Source organism: Paenibacillus sp. USDA918EY, assembly GCF_009870825.1.
GTDB classification, from domain to species: Bacteria; Bacillota; Bacilli; order Paenibacillales; family Paenibacillaceae; genus Paenibacillus_AQ; species Paenibacillus_AQ albilobatus.
The window spans coordinates 93,359-107,880 of the sequence record NZ_WTWY01000013.1 but is presented as its reverse complement, the minus strand read 5'-3'; the positions used below and the strand labels follow the sequence as shown (position 1 = coordinate 107,880).

At 55.1% G+C, this 14,522-nt stretch carries 11 protein-coding genes; 2 read left to right on the top strand and 9 right to left on the bottom strand.

What is annotated here, in order from left to right; genetic code table 11:
- Positions 1–128 precede the first annotated feature (128 nt).
- From GQY55_RS22315 to GQY55_RS22280, 9 genes are all read right to left on the bottom strand, one after another.
- Entirely contained in the window at positions 129–875 is a 747-nt protein-coding gene (locus tag GQY55_RS22315) for a 4'-phosphopantetheinyl transferase family protein (protein ID WP_160044124.1), read from the bottom strand.
- Between the two features lie 46 nt (positions 876–921).
- Positions 922–1,077, bottom strand: coding sequence for a hypothetical protein (locus tag GQY55_RS31070; protein ID WP_201452213.1), 156 nt, complete (start codon positions 1,075–1,077; stop codon positions 922–924).
- A gap of 110 nt (positions 1,078–1,187) precedes the next feature.
- Positions 1,188–2,717, bottom strand: coding sequence for an MDR family MFS transporter (locus GQY55_RS22310; RefSeq protein ID WP_160044123.1), 1,530 nt, complete (start codon positions 2,715–2,717; stop codon positions 1,188–1,190).
- Between the two features lie 22 nt (positions 2,718–2,739).
- Entirely contained in the window at positions 2,740–3,480 is a 741-nt protein-coding gene (locus tag GQY55_RS22305; protein ID WP_160044122.1) for a cytoplasmic protein, read from the bottom strand.
- 32 nt (positions 3,481–3,512) lie between these two features.
- The gene (locus GQY55_RS22300) at positions 3,513–4,229 is read right to left on the bottom strand and encodes a hypothetical protein (RefSeq protein WP_160044121.1); all 717 of its coding nucleotides are present in this window, start codon (positions 4,227–4,229) and stop codon (positions 3,513–3,515) included.
- A 2-nt stretch (positions 4,230–4,231) separates the two neighbouring features.
- Positions 4,232–4,870: a YhbD family protein gene (locus GQY55_RS22295; RefSeq protein WP_160044120.1), complete on the bottom strand. Its 639-nt coding sequence runs from the start codon at positions 4,868–4,870 to the stop codon at positions 4,232–4,234.
- A 372-nt stretch (positions 4,871–5,242) separates the two neighbouring features.
- A complete protein-coding gene (locus GQY55_RS22290; RefSeq protein ID WP_160044119.1) occupies positions 5,243–7,699 on the bottom strand; it encodes a glycoside hydrolase in 2,457 nt (818 codons plus the stop codon).
- A 171-nt stretch (positions 7,700–7,870) separates the two neighbouring features.
- Positions 7,871–8,782 (bottom strand): ROK family protein, encoded by a 912-nt coding sequence (locus tag GQY55_RS22285; protein ID WP_160044118.1) that lies wholly within the window; start codon positions 8,780–8,782, stop codon positions 7,871–7,873.
- Positions 8,775–10,574, bottom strand: a complete 1,800-nt coding sequence (locus GQY55_RS22280; RefSeq protein WP_160044117.1) for a class I mannose-6-phosphate isomerase — start codon at positions 10,572–10,574, stop codon at positions 8,775–8,777. The genes GQY55_RS22285 and GQY55_RS22280 overlap by 8 nt, the downstream gene beginning before the upstream one ends.
- Positions 10,575–10,824: 250 nt before the next feature.
- On the opposite strand from GQY55_RS22280, the gene GQY55_RS22275 reads away from it, so the two are divergent.
- Together GQY55_RS22275 and GQY55_RS22270 are read left to right on the top strand one after the other, a co-directional pair.
- Complete coding sequence (locus GQY55_RS22275; RefSeq protein ID WP_160044116.1) at positions 10,825–11,745, top strand: AraC family transcriptional regulator; 921 nt, start codon at positions 10,825–10,827, stop codon at positions 11,743–11,745.
- 512 nt (positions 11,746–12,257) lie between these two features.
- A partial coding sequence (locus GQY55_RS22270) for a X2-like carbohydrate binding domain-containing protein (protein WP_201452212.1) occupies positions 12,258–14,522 on the top strand: 2,265 nt, incomplete at its 3' end.

Genomic DNA, 14,522 nt, shown 5'->3' with positions numbered 1-14,522 from the left:
TAAAATGAAATCATCTGAAAATACACTTTAAATATATCATGTTTAAATATAAAGTACAGGTTAGATCTTTCCATAAACAGGTAATAAAAGTGTCTATATCCCGAAATTATGGGAAATTCCATAGGTTATCAATGGAAGATGCGCCGTACATCGCTGTCTGAATGACCGTCAAACGACTTCATGCAAGCCAGCATCTCGTCCGGGAACAAACGGCGGCATTGGACCGTTCGCTCGTCGGCCGGCATGCAGACGGCACACTTGTAGTCGGGGTCCAGCGGAACAAGCCGCAGACGCAGCCCGGAATCGACCCGGCCTTGTCGCATGATATGCGCCGTCTCTTGATGCCGGATCGTTTCCAGCGAAGATAATCCGATCGAAAGCCCTTGGCCGACGGCCTTGGCATAACTTTCTTTGAGCGTCCATAACTCGAAAAAGAACGCGTCCCTCCTCTCAGGGGGTTGCATCTTCCATTCCGCAAGCTCCCGCGGCGTGAAACAAAGCTCGGCCGCTTCCGCTTCGGCGCCGCCGACGCGTTCGACGTCGACGCCGATCATTCCTTTTGCGCTTACGGCGCACACGACCCAATCCATGGAATGGGACACGTTAAAAAAATAGTCCGGAAAGCCCTTCAGGGATGGTTTGCCGAAACCATCCCTGAAGAGCTCGATCTCGTTGAGACGAAGACCGTTTTCCATGCAAGCCGCCACCCGCTTCAGCGCATCCGAAACGATCCGGCGGTCCGCATCCCGTTCCGACCTGTATGTTGCGGCCCGGGTCCTTACCTCGTCGGGCAAGTAGGCAAGCAGCCTCCGAATATGCGCCCCATCCTGCCAATCTTTAAGATTTACGGTATATATCGTTGCGATGCCTTCCACCTTCTTCGTATTTCTGCCCCTCCCGTGCGATCGTCGCCATGTCCCGTCAAGGAATCAGTTTGAGCTTGCGCGCCTGCTCCTCGGTCAAAATAAATTCCTCGGCCGGCCACACCTCGTCTTCGTCATCCATGCCGAACATGCCCATGACTTCGGACCAAATTCCCTTTTCCACGGCTTCCTCTTGGGTAATGATAACCTTCATCCTTGACCAGCCTCCTACTGTTGACCGTATTTTATTCAAGTATTACCCAATCCGGAGCCCTTGTCGACCAGAAACCCATAACCGGAACGGAGAATAAGCTCAACGATCCCTTATGCCTTCGATTTCGACGACGCCGGCGAAGGCCCTTTGGCGAACTGCATCCGCCCCGCTCCCATCATCGACACCGATACCAGGGCAAAAAATACCGGAAGCAGCGCCCACAAAAATGCATGGTCGACGGAAAGCGACAGCGCCGCGCTGATTTTTTCCATGACCGGCTGCGGAATGAGCGCCCTCGTCTCGGGCGACAGCAAATGCTGCGGGTCGGCGCTTGCAGGCATCGCTTTTCCCGCGTCTCCCAGCTTTTCCGCCAGCTGGCTCTTGAAATCATTGCGCTGAATGATGCCGAAAATCGTGATCCCGATCGTCATCCCAAGCGAACGCAGGAAGGAAATGGTCGAGTTCGCCGAGCCGCGCTGCCGCGCCTCCATCCCCTGGATGGCCGACATGCTGAGCACGGAAAACGAGAAGCCGATGCCGAAACCGGTAATAATCATATACAGGGTGAGTAAGGTCCGGGACGTGTCAGGCGTAATGGTGGCAAGCAAATACATGCCGAGCAAAAACACGACGGCCGAAAAAACCATGATTCTGCGGAACGTCATTTTGACGGAAAGCATGCCCCCGACCTGCGAAGCGACAACCGAGCTCAGGGTAAGCGGAAGTAGTATCAGTCCGGAGTTAGTCGCACTTCCTCCCATGACGCCCTGGACGAAAATTGGAATGTACACCGCCGCCGTAATAAACGCCGCGCCGTAAAACAATGCAGCCGCGCTGCTTGCGGCGAAAAGCCTTTTCCGGAACATGTCGTACGAAATGATCGGTTCGGCCGCTTTGCGCTCAATGAGCAGGAAGACGATAAACAGCACGGCAAACGCCGCAAACAATCCTATAATGGCGAAAGAATCCCACGCATATTTGCTGCCGCCGAGCTCAAGCGCGAACATGAGGCTGACCACGGAGCCAACAAGCGTTGCCGCACCCCAAACGTCGATTTTTTGCCGCGAATGCTCATGCGATTCCCGGTAAAAGAATACGACGAGAAAAAACGCAATCAACCCCAGCGGGACGTTAATATAGAAAATCCAGCGCCAATGCCAATAATCCGTAATGTATGCCCCCATCAACGGGCCGAACAGGTTGGCGATGCCGAATACCGCGCCGAACATCCCCGACATCTTGCCGCGCTGCTCCGGCGGAAAAATGTCAAAAATGATCGTGAACGTAATCGGGATGAGCGCGCCGCCGCCAATGCCCTGAATGGCGCGGTAGATGCTGAGCTCCGTAATCGAATGCGCAGTGCCGCACAGCATGGAGCCGATCAGGAATATGACGATCCCGAAAATGAAAAACCTTTTCCTGCCGTACATATCCGACAGCTTCCCGAAAATCGGCATACCCGCCATTTCGGCCACCATGTACGCCGAAGTCACCCAAACGAACTGGTCGAGCCCGCCCAAGTCCCCGATCATCGTTCCCATGGCGGTCGCCACGATCGTATTGTCGATGGCCGAGATCAAAATGCCGAGCAAAAGCCCGGCAACGATGAATCCCAGCCTGTTCTTTTTCACAGCAGCCATAAAATGTTCTGCCCCTCCCCAATTATCCGATTTTGACGGACTGTGAAACGACCGCTTCGTTGTCCTTTTTGAGATCGTCCTTGTACTCCACCAGCCCGATTCGGCAGCCGGCGCCGATGGTGACGCTGCGTCCGCGCACTACGGCTGCTTTGGTGTTTTCCAGCATGACCGTATCCCCTTCGATCGTTTCCGCCGTAAGCACGCCGTCCGATCCCATGAACAAACTTCCGAGAAGAGACATGCCGCTTCCTCTCTTGACGGTGATCTGGCTTCCGACCAGCTCGCGCAGCCGGCTGTGCCCGTGCAGTTTGAAATCCGCCTGCTCGGCATTCAGCATGCCGTTTACGTCGACCATTCCCCGGACAGACAGCTCTTCCATCTGGCAATCCGAGCTCGCGCGCAGTTCCCCCGTAATTTTCGCCTTTTCCGCCGATACCCGTCCGCCGACCGTCAACTCGCCGGAGATGGAGACGCTTTGAACCGCCAAGTCGCCGCCGATCCGCAGATCGCCCTGCGTCCGGACGCTTCCGCCGCTTACGCTTCCCGCAACCTTAAGCGTGCCGTTGCAGGATACGCTTCCCGCCCGTAACGATCCCTTCACCTCGGAACCGCCCAGGCACTTGAACATTTCGCATTCCGTATCGTTATTGATGACGGCATCTCCCGTGATTTTGACGTTGCGGAAGAAACCGCCTCCCGATTGGGCGTTCCCGGTAATTTTCAAATCGCCGCGGGTTCCGTTTGGATTTCCGTTCATAGCCATATGTTTGTACCTCCTTGTTATATGAACATATATTACATCTGATGAGCCGTTCCGATCGTCGCATCGTCTTCCCGAATCAACCGGTCTTTATACTCCACGCGGCCGACTTTGCAGCCTTTGCCGATGCGCACGACATTCCCCCGGACGATATCCGCCTCCGTATATTCCAGGTCGATTTCGTCGCCTTCGATGACCTGCGCCTGAAGCCGGGCGGAAAACGCCGGAACAAACTGCTCGAGGACGCTTACTTTTTTGAAGCGTTTCACCGAAATCGCATCCCCGCCGATCTCTTTGATTTTGCTGGGGATGCTCAGTTTGACGTCGATCATTCCGGCATTCAGCAAACCGTCGATATTGAATCCGCCGTGAACGTTAAACGTTTCGCACTGCACGCCGCCGCCCGATTTCAAACTGCCGAAGATTTCAACCTTCTCGCCGATCAGCCCGCCCGCGATCGACAGACGTCCGTTGGCCGAAAGCGTTTCATGACAAACGGCTTGATCCTTAATGGTCACGAGCCCATCCAACATCATGCGGTTCGCGCTGGCCCGGCCTTCGATCTTCGCCGTTCCGTTCATCGTGACGGATTCGCTTTGCAGCGATCCCTCCACCGTTAACGTGCCGTTGCTGTCGAAGGAAATGCAGTCGGTGTCCCCGTTGATTTTGGCCATGCCGTCCACCCTGACATGCGAATAATATCCGCCTTGCGAATTGCCGATCCCGGAAATGCGCATTTCTGTTCTTTCCATCCTCATGCCTCCGTTTCGTTTAATTTCAGTTTCAATTCCTCAATGATGGCCGCAAGCGGCAGCCGAAAAATCCACTTTGTTTCCTGGTCGAAATAAACATGCTCCGCGGATTCCGCCAAAAACATGAGCGGGACCCCCATTTTCCGCACGAGCGCGAGCTCGCACGGTTTGGCTGCAAGCGCTCCGTAATGCTCCCGCATGACGGCAATCAGCATCCGGCCTTCATCCCTTGTAATATCCCCGCCCTGCAGCAGCTTCTGCAGCACGTACACCGTCAAAATGTCGTTAAAGGGCAGCGTCTCCTGGCTCCCGGCCACTTCCTCAAACAAAGCCAGCGAAATGTTTGTAACAATGTTACGTTTTACAAGCTTTGCCGAAGACATCGACTGGACGTTCGAGCTTGGGGAAAACACGTCCGCCAGCTCATCCAACGACAGGCCGTCTTTCATATTTTTAATGCGTTCGATTCGCTGCATGATTTTATCTTTCGGAAAAAAGGTTTCCTGCCCCGTAAAAGCCGACTTGCGGACGAACCACTCTTCGGGAATCAAGTTTTTGCGCTTCCAGCGGTACAATTGTCCGTAGGAGATCCCCGTCAGCTCCAGCAGTTCCTTTTTCGAAATCAGATCCTCTTCGTTCATGACACCGCCTCCTCGCTCCATAATGTAACATAACATTGTTACGTTGTAAATGGGTTTAAAACATTTTTTATGATTTGCGGGTTCGCGGTAAGATAACCCCCAAGAACAAAGATGGCTTCGAACGAACGAATCGGTACCCGGTGGGGTCCGCCCGAAATAGGAAACTGCTCCCGAAAATAAAACAAAGAGCAGAATGATGAATTCTGCTCCACTTGCCTGCAGGACGCTGCAAACATCGCCTCCCATCGCTACCGGCTGCCGGTATAAGAGCGAACGAAACCGTCCCGCTCTTACGCTCGATATGCGGTGGATTGATAACCTTTTGGGATGTTTGCAAAATCCTATCTTACAATATATTTTGGCGATCCGATGTTATGCGTCCGCTTGCGTCCGCCACACGGCAGCCCCGGCACTCAGGGCCTTGCACCGGCCGATCGCTTCTTCCGCCGACCCGACGTCCTTGCTCCATTCGATGAAATAGCGGAATTCGTAAAACCCGCCCAGCGTCGCCTTAAAGTTGGTTTCCCAATAGTTGCTCATGGCCCACACGTAGAGGTGGCGTTCCGTCTCCTCGTTTTGCTGCGTATGAAGCAGCCGTTTCCCGTATTCAAGCGATCCTAACTGCACGAGCGGCGTATCCGGCGCGGCGATCATAATGGCACGGTTTTCTCCTACATAGGACAGTCCTTCCTGAATGCAATAGTAGTCCAGCAGCGTTCCCGGCAGCTGGTCGATCCACGGACGGACGGGCGCTCCGGCTTTATCCAGCCACAACGTCTCGGCATGCGGCATTCCGGAAGTAAACGGCAATGAAATATAGACGTTTTCCGGTTCCCATACGCTGTCCTTGTGGAAACGAACGGAGACGTCGACCCGGCTCGACGCTGCATGAAGCTTCAGAAATACCGAATAACAGCTCATTCCAAGCGTTTCAAACTGCAGCTCCACCGCTCCATACAACGGGCCGTTCGAAACGGCCTTGGCCTTCGTGAGCCGGCCGGCGGAACGCTGGACGTTCATCCCCTTGCGGTTTCGGCCCATCGCGCTGCGCACGGCATACATGCTTCCCGGATTCACGGGGCCATCCGCAGGAGTCACTTCATATACAGGCGTAAACGCGCCGTGTTTCCGGTCTTTGCGTATCAAATCCTCTCCCGTTTCTTTGATGACCCAGGATACGATCCCTTCTTCGTTCCAGCGGATGTTCACATACGGGGATTCAGCGCCATGCTGCGAAAAGACGCATGCGTCCATCGCCTCGCCCGAAGGGTACATATCCTCGATGTCGTACACCGTATCGGCGCCGACCAGCTTGACGTTGCTTGTCGTTTTTGCCTTTGGCGGCGTTTTGGCGGGACGGATCAGGTACTGCTTCCGTTCCCCGGGCATGAGATTCACGTCAACCGTGGCGCACTGAACGCCAGGTTGGTGGGGAACAACCTGCCCCGTGCTTTCGTCAACCACTTCCATGCCGTCCTTGAAGCGTTCGTTTTCGAAGCCGTCCCATTCGAAATCCGCCAGCTGCCTTAATGCGTGCCGCTCCGTATTGGCCACCCGGTAACGGAAGGGGCGTCCGGGATGAAGCAGAGACCCGCCCAAAGCGCGCTGCACTTTATCCAACGCCCGGTGCGCCAAACGGCTGGCGTTCGCCGCAAAGGCAAGCTTGCGCGCTTCGAGCATCTGCACGTTCCAGTGCCAAGGCGAATGCACCGAGGCGTGAAATCCCCATGTATGCTCGGCATACATTACAAGCTCCTGCTCGATGTCGGCCAGTTCCTGGATGCCGACGATTTGCTGCCCGGGGTCCAAGCTTTTCACCTTCCGCAGCGTCCGCTGGGCATCCCTGAATAATTGGGTTTGCATCGGCGTGGAGCCGGCCCCGTCCGACCACCAGTCCGGCCAATCCCCGCGGTACACCGGAATTTCCGCCTCCTGCTTCTTCAAATGGCTGAAAAACCGGCTTAACGTGGACATTTCCAATACGATTCCATCCCCATACCGTTCATTCCATGCCTGAATGGCCCGCGCGATTTCGCCGTTCGGCGAGCCGTTGTCCGTCGCCAGTCCCGATACCATGACCGGAACGAAGTCGTACGGGTATCCTTCCTCTTCCAGCTTGCACAAATACCGTTCGATGCGCGTTTCCATGATCTCTTCCCGATTGTCCACGATCGCCGGCGTCCGGAATTCGTCCCGGATCATGTAGCTGCCGACCCCGTCCGGGCAAAGGCCCAGCTCGTTCCCGAACATGTAATGCTCCCCGTTCCATACGAGAAGCTTTCTGCCGTCCGGCGTTTCCCACCAGAACGGGGTCTGCTTGCGGCCCAACGCAAACATGCCGTGATGCGTATGAATGCATGAAAACAGATGCGAAATGCCCGCATCCAGCAGGCTTTGCGCATACCCCCAGCTGTAGCCGTTAATGTCGGCGGTCATCGCCGAATCCACGGGACGGCCGATGGAGCGCCCGTATGCGGCCGCCTTGGCATGGATGGACCTGAGCAGGTCCTCGTCGGCAAGCTCCGTCATGTTCAGGTAGGTTCCCGAAAGTTCAATGTCTCCCAGCCGCACCGCCTCCGCAAAATCCCGCTGCTCTTCGCCGCCGGCTTCCTTCAAAAACCGCTCCACTGCCCAAAACGTCTCGCAGGTCCATGTGAACCCCCGCCATTCTTCGCGTTTTCCGGACCGGATGTCTTTGGAAATGTTGACGGCCTGGCGGATAAAATCGACATGGTATTGCTCGATCCGCTCCTGCCGATCGGTGTAACCGATGTCGGTATGCGAATGGTGAATCACAAACATGCGCCATTTTCGGGTTGGTTTATTCATGAGTACCTCTCCCATCATGAAGATTTTTTAATAAAATCGGAAGAACCGATTCCGTCCCTTCCGTTACTCTCGTTATTTTTAAATCACTAATGATGATGTTGAGCCGAAATTTAAGCATCTCATGCCAAATTTCATTCAAAGAATCGGAGAAACTGAAGCGAATACTGCACCCTACATGTCGACAAAAAGCCGGCTTGCCCCTCTAAGCACGCTTATCGACGTATCCGCCGCAATTCGAACCGGAACGCCGCCGAGCTGATCTGAAACGAACAGGTCCGCCGATTTGGCGATTTGCCCGCCGATCACGACCGAATCGGGCCGAAAGGAGCGGAGCCAGGGAAGCAGCGCCTCCGACAGCCTTTCGCCAAAATGGCTGAACAATTGCACGGCCTGCGCTTCGCCGGCATACGCCCGCTCCGCCAAACGTTTCACGTCCTCTTCTCCGGACGTCATCCCTTGGATCCCCAACTCTTCGGCAAGCCGGACGATGCCCCTGCGCGAAATATAATCGTCCAGCACGCCCTCCCGGTAGGGGAGCCGGTACAGCCAGCCGCCTTCGGGAACCCCGACGCCCCGTTTGATCAGCTTACCGCGGCATAAGAAAGCGGAGCCAAGCCCCGTACCGATCGTTAGATACATCGTCCTTACCCCGGACCTTCCCGCGTCAAAGGCGTATTCGCCAAGCGCGAACAAAGCCGCGTCATTTTCAATAACAACCGCCGGGGCGCCGCTCCATTTCCCTTCCAGTTCCGGAATTGCAGCGATTCTGGCCGTTAATTCCTCCTTGAGATTGACACCGTACAAAGCCTCGAACTTGTTCAAGCCCCGGGTGAGACAGACCCCCCGTTCATAATCGAAAGGGCCCGGAAAAGCCAGCCCTACGCCCCGAATGGCGCATCCGTCAGGAATCCGCTTCCCCTGAGTCGCCACCAGCTTCGTAAAATACTGCAGCAGCGCCTCCTTCGGATCGCCGGATCTCGCGGGAAAAGAACAAAGAGGCCCGAACAAGCTCCCGTCGATTCCCACAATGCCCGCCTTCACGTACGTACCGCCGACATCAAAAGCCAACACGCCTTCATTCATCCGCATCCACCAAGCTGATGTTCCACGATTTCGAAACGCCCGCCTTGATCAGCTTGCACGGTCCTTCGCCCAAATTAACGATGGCATAGGCGCCAAACGAAGCCGGGATGATATAGGATTCCGCATAACGAAACTCGGCGTATGCCGCTTCGTCCTCCAGCGAAACGATCCGCACGGATTCCCCTTCGACCAGGTTCAGCATGACGAACTCGTCGCCGGTGGCATCCTCCCAGCGGTCGTTCAAATGGATGCGGTTGACGTAAAACAGCAGATCCTCCCTTTCCCCAAGCACGTATTCCTCGTTGCTTCCCTGGGTTCCCAGCAGCTTCGGGCCCGGGATCAGGTTCTTCCGTACCCACTCCGCTGTTCGCGAAAAATCGATGTTCTCGAAGGCGTAATCGATGTTCAGCGGCCGCGGCTTGCCGTCCAGATCCTTTCGCGCGTAATCGTATATTTTGAACGTAAACCACCAGGTCGTCGCGGAAATTTCCAACACGAAATTGTCCTTTCCCGAGCAGTGGACCGTGCCTGTCGGAATGAGGTACAAGCTGCCTTTTTCGCTCGCCCATTCCTGAACGTAATCCGTGAAGGCGATCGGCTCCCCGGTAACCTGGGAACGTTCGGCCGCTTCGCGAAGCGCCTCCGGCGCGCATCCCTCCGTCAAACCGAGATAGATTTTGGCATCGCCCTGTTTTTCCATGACGTAATACGACTCCTGCTGTTCCATAAACTCGTTGAACCGCTCCCGGATAAAGGGCTGCTTCGGGTGAACCTGGCAGGAAAGATTGTCGCCGTCCATCGTGTCCAGGTAGTCGAACCGCACGGGGAAATAATCGCCGAACAAACGGACGTTGCGCGCTCCCATCATTTCCAGATGGGCATACGCCATCACAAGCAAAAACGGAATTTCCGCGACCCGCCCTTCATACGTCACGAGCAGCGAATTTTCCGGCGCGATCGGCTCGAAGTTCCAGGCGCAGTTGACCATGTCCTCCGGCAAATCCGCGAGCCGCTTCATGTATTGCCCGCCCCATACGCCCGGCATCATAAACGGCTTGACGCGCAGCGGATAACGCGCGATATCGCGGATAACGGCAAGCAGATCGCGAATCGTCAGCAGGACGGGCCGGTCGGGATCATTCATGTCGACGTACAGGTCGAAGGCTTCCAAGCGTTCCTTGCGATAAGCCTCCAAGAGCGGCCATTCCACGAAATAAGCGATTTTGTAGGCTTCCACGGCATCCGCGTTCCACGCGAACCCGAAGTTCAGCAGCCCTTGTTTATGGGCTTTCTCCTGGTACTCCCGGGAAACGTCGAGATACATCGATGCATCGCAGCGGCCGTCGCACAGCCATAAAGCGCCCGGACCAAAAACGACGAACAGCGTCGGCTCCGCCGCAGATTCCGATACCTCCGCTGCGTATGCCGCAAAGCGTTCCCTCGCATCGCTCACGAAATATTCTTCAATGCTGCCTTCCGCGACGTACCCGAAAGCACGGTTATCGGTGATGTTCCGCCGAAAGTGGTTCCGGAGCTCCGTGCCCGATTTCAAATAACCGTAGGTATCCGCGGCGGCGAAACGAAACCCTTGCTTTTCCGCGTAAGGGATCAAACGTCTCAGCAGCGCCTGAAAGTCGGTCCCGTGCGTCCCGTCGATCACAAGCGTGGCAACATGGCCGCTTTGGCCATGCGCTTGGGAAACCGCCCTCTCCAGAACGGCCTCGTATCCTTGCAGAATCCCGTCTTCAAGCACGGCTTGACGAACCGGGTTCAGCGGTCTTTTTTCAAACATATCGTTCCTTCCTTTCCCACCCGCGTCTTTCGATCAAACATCCGAACCGGCATCCGGCGCAAGCGCCGTGTTTCCACTTCCTTTTCTTTTTGCGCGATCATCCGGACTGCCGTATTTCAAACGAAAACGAACTCGTGTAACATTGTACAAAAGGACCTTGCGGGCGTCTTTGCATGAACGGGCCATCCTTTTGCAATAAACGGACCAACCACGCGCCGCCTTTCCGAATACATTTTAGGGGAGCTTCCTCATGTCCATCGAAACCAGCTTTCGCAAAGCCAACCACATATGCAACCGTCAGCTGACCCGAATCGAAACGGAGGACTTCAGTCTTTCGATTCTTTATTGGGGGTTTATGCCCAAACATTTCGACAATGCCCTGCATCGCCACTCGTTTTTCGAAGCCTGTTATGTCGTCGACGGCAGCGGTTCATACATCGATAACGGCACCGAGTATCCGATCAGCAAGGGGACATCTTTCCTGTCCTTGCCCGGCATATGGCATCAAATCCGAAGCGTCGCGGGACTCACGCTGGTCTATGTAGCCTTCGAGGTGGATGGGGAGCGCACCGGGGCAAACGCCGTCGAAGATTACCGCCTGCTTATGGAGCGGGCAAAGCCCGTCGTGTACGGCGCGGATGCCGAACCTTTGGGCCATTTATGGGAAACGGTCATATCGATCTTCGATGAACAAAAACCTGTCGTCCCCGCCTTGCTGAAGCACGCCTCCGCTTCCCTGCTGCTGTCCATTCCGGCCCTTCACGGGCCTCAACGGGAAAGCGTTTTGCCGCACCCGGCAGATCATGCCTGGGAAGAAAACATCCTTTTCCGGCAGGCGAAGCTGTTTATTCACGACAATTTGAGCGAAGAGCTGACGCTGCCGAAGGTCGCGGGCCATCTTCATATTTCTCCCCGGCATCTGACGCGATTGTTTCAACGGCATACGAACCAAACCTTTGTCCACTATATTCAGGAACACAGGGTCCAACTCGCCTCGCAGCTGCTGTTACACGGGGATTTGTCCATCAAGGACATCGCTTCCCGGTGCGGATTCCAATCGGTCCACTACTTCACCCGGATTTTCACCCAAAAGCTCGGCGTATCCCCCGCCAAATTCAGGCGCGCGCAGTTTACGGAGGGACGTTCCGGAAAATCTCATTTTACGGAATAACGCCATGTGACCCCGCAAAAAGAATCTTGGCCCGATGCAGCCCCCATGCTGATTCGGACCTTTATCAAAGCACAATATAATTTAAAGAGGCTGATACCGGATGATGAATGAGGGTCAGCCTTTTCACTCTGCGGTATGTATGCGTTTGCTCCCCCTGAATCAGCGCGGATCGCCTATCGACGACATTTTTAATAGGATTTCGCAAAAATCTATCGAGAGATTCCCGGGAAGACGATATATTAATCATGTGTACGTATTGGTATATGCCGTCCTTAAGCCTCACCGGCAATGGATGCCGCAAACGGTTGAGGGACGTCCATAAAACCGGGAAAGAAGTGCGCAAGCGAGCAGCGTGTTAGAAACTTTCCCTATGTTCAGAAAATCGCGATGGCAGGCTATCGAAAAAGGAGGTGCTAGGACGATAAAAACTTGCCTTACTCGACGAATCCGGGGCTTCCAGTACTCAAACTCTTTTATGCATAGGCACGAGACTATATGAGAGGAAAATGACGATGACGAAAACGTTTATGAAAAGCCGTATTGCTGCGTTGCTGTGCCTGATGCTGCTGCTTTCCCCTTTGACTCTCGTTCAACCGCCGCAGGCGGAAGCAGCGGGGGCGGGTTTGATGTTCACTTCGGTGGCGACGGAACGGGATACGACTTTGGCGCTGGATTCGAGCGGCCGGATTTGGGCATGGGGCTCCAATCTTTCCGGTCAGTTCGGTAACGGAACAACGTCCGATTCTTACACCCCTCTTCAAATCAATGTAATGGACAACGGGGTACCGGTGTCATTCAAGGAAATCAAAGTCGGTTTAAATCATGCGATAGCTCTGGACCGCAATGGCCGATTGTGGGGGGCCGGGCAAAACGTGCTAGGGCAGCTGGGACTAGGCCAAACAACAGCGAATGTGATCAACTGGACAAAGATCGACGTAAAGAACGGAGGGGCCCCTGTCGAGTTTAAAGAGATTGCCGCCGCGCGTTCTTCTTCTTTTGCCTTGGACGTCCACGGCAAGTTATGGATATGGGGACAGAGAACGTATACGGCCGATCCAACCGTTCCTATCCAACAGCAGTTAACCTACCCCAACGGCGATCCGGTCGTCTTTGATGCCCTGGAAGCGAATGACGAGCTTGCGATCGCGCTTGACTCCCGGCAGCGCCTTTGGACCCTCTATCAGCCCGACTATCGTCCTTCGCAGCATACTTTGATAGACGGCGGCCAAGAAGTGAAGTTCCAATCGATTTCTGCAGGATCCACTTATGGGACAGGCCCGTTTTTAGCGTTGGCCATCGATACGGACGGAAACGTATGGTCATGGGGCGGCAACGATCAGGGCCAGCTTGGCGATAAAGCTCTCCCGGAAACCTGGATTCCAACCAAGCTCTCCATAACGGACAATGGAACCCCCGCCACATTCGTCCGGATTTCCGGGGGACTGAAGCATGTGCTGGCACTCGATGAGCATGGCGACATGTGGACATGGGGTCTTAACGATTCCGGTCAGCTGGGGGATGGCACAACCGTCAACGCCGCTCCCCATAAAGTGCAGGCCTTGGATAACGGAACTCCTGTCACATTCGTCTCCGTTTATGGAGGTTACGGAGCATCCTATGGACTTGACGCGGACGGACGATTGTGGTCCTGGGGCAAGCAAAATCTCCTCGGAGACAATACTTCCGGGGGCGGCGCGCAAATGACGCCGAAAAAAATCCCCATGAAGCCGCAGCTATCGCTCACCTCGTCGGTGACGACATCCACTTATCTTGAGCCGATCACGTTTACGGCATCCGTGACAGGAAATTTCGGCGTACCTTCAGGCAGCATCACATTCAGTGAAGGAAACCAGCCATTAGGCAGCGTCATGCTGAACGACCAAGGTTACGCCCAATTGAAACTTACCTCCTTGCAGCCGGGACTTCATCATGTCACAGCCGCATATGAGGGGGACGGCCTATACCTGGCAGAGAAGACAAACCCGATCGGTATCACGGTCACCATGCCGGATGCGCCATCCGTCTCGATCCTTCCATCGACGACGGGGCCGACGAATGACCCTGTCATCATGACGGTTACGGTAGAGACCTACGGGAATTCGAATGCTCTGGCCAATCTGAAGTGGCTTCCGGGGGACAATAACGCCGCCGCATTCGCGAACGCGGGAACGGATATCCTGATTCCGAAGAGCTTTGCCGCCGCCGGAAACGGTACATATTCCGTGTATGCCAAAGACCTGGCAGGCAACGAAACCGTGGAAAAAATCAATGTAACGAATATCGTGCCTTTGCCTGACAACAGCGCGATCGATCCCGCGGTCGCTAGCTTCGATAAATACGAGGGCTCGGCGGCCAACGCTGATGTTACAACGACGCTAATACTAAACGGTAATACACTGAGCGGCATCGCCAATGGAGCAGCCCAGCTTGCGCCAGGTATCGATTACACGTTGTCCGGCGACACCGTTACGATTTCGAAGGCCTACTTGAACGCGCAGCCGACAGGTACGTCGGTCTTGACCTTTACGTTTAGCGGCGGAGCGGACCAGACAATGACCATCGCCGTATCCGATTCGACGCCTCGCAATAGCGCGATCAATCCTTCGGCAGCAACCTTTGACAAGTATGCCGGGGCGACGGCCAACGCCGATGTGAAGACAACGTTGACATTAAACGGCAATACGCTGAGCGGCATCGCCAATGGAGCAGCCCCGCTTACGTCAGGTATCGATTACACGTTGTCCGGCGACACCGTTACGATTTCGAAGGCCTACTTG

What these genes read in the sequence shown, in the direction of transcription:
- GQY55_RS22285 (WP_160044118.1), bottom strand. Translation starts at nt 8,782, where the DNA reads ATGAATGAAGGCGTGTTGGCTTTTGATGTCGGCGGTACGTACGTGAAG.
- GQY55_RS22310 (WP_160044123.1), bottom strand. Translation starts at nt 2,717, where the DNA reads ATGGCTGCTGTGAAAAAGAACAGGCTGGGATTCATCGTTGCCGGGCTT.
- GQY55_RS22305 (WP_160044122.1), bottom strand. Translation starts at nt 3,480, where the DNA reads ATGGCTATGAACGGAAATCCAAACGGAACCCGCGGCGATTTGAAAATT.
- GQY55_RS31070 (WP_201452213.1), bottom strand. Translation starts at nt 1,077, where the DNA reads ATGAAGGTTATCATTACCCAAGAGGAAGCCGTGGAAAAGGGAATTTGG.
- GQY55_RS22295 (WP_160044120.1), bottom strand. Translation starts at nt 4,870, where the DNA reads ATGAACGAAGAGGATCTGATTTCGAAAAAGGAACTGCTGGAGCTGACG.
- GQY55_RS22300 (WP_160044121.1), bottom strand. Translation starts at nt 4,229, where the DNA reads ATGGAAAGAACAGAAATGCGCATTTCCGGGATCGGCAATTCGCAAGGC.
- GQY55_RS22280 (WP_160044117.1), bottom strand. Translation starts at nt 10,574, where the DNA reads ATGTTTGAAAAAAGACCGCTGAACCCGGTTCGTCAAGCCGTGCTTGAA.
- GQY55_RS22290 (WP_160044119.1), bottom strand. Translation starts at nt 7,699, where the DNA reads ATGAATAAACCAACCCGAAAATGGCGCATGTTTGTGATTCACCATTCG.
- GQY55_RS22275 (WP_160044116.1), top strand. Translation starts at nt 10,825, where the DNA reads ATGTCCATCGAAACCAGCTTTCGCAAAGCCAACCACATATGCAACCGT.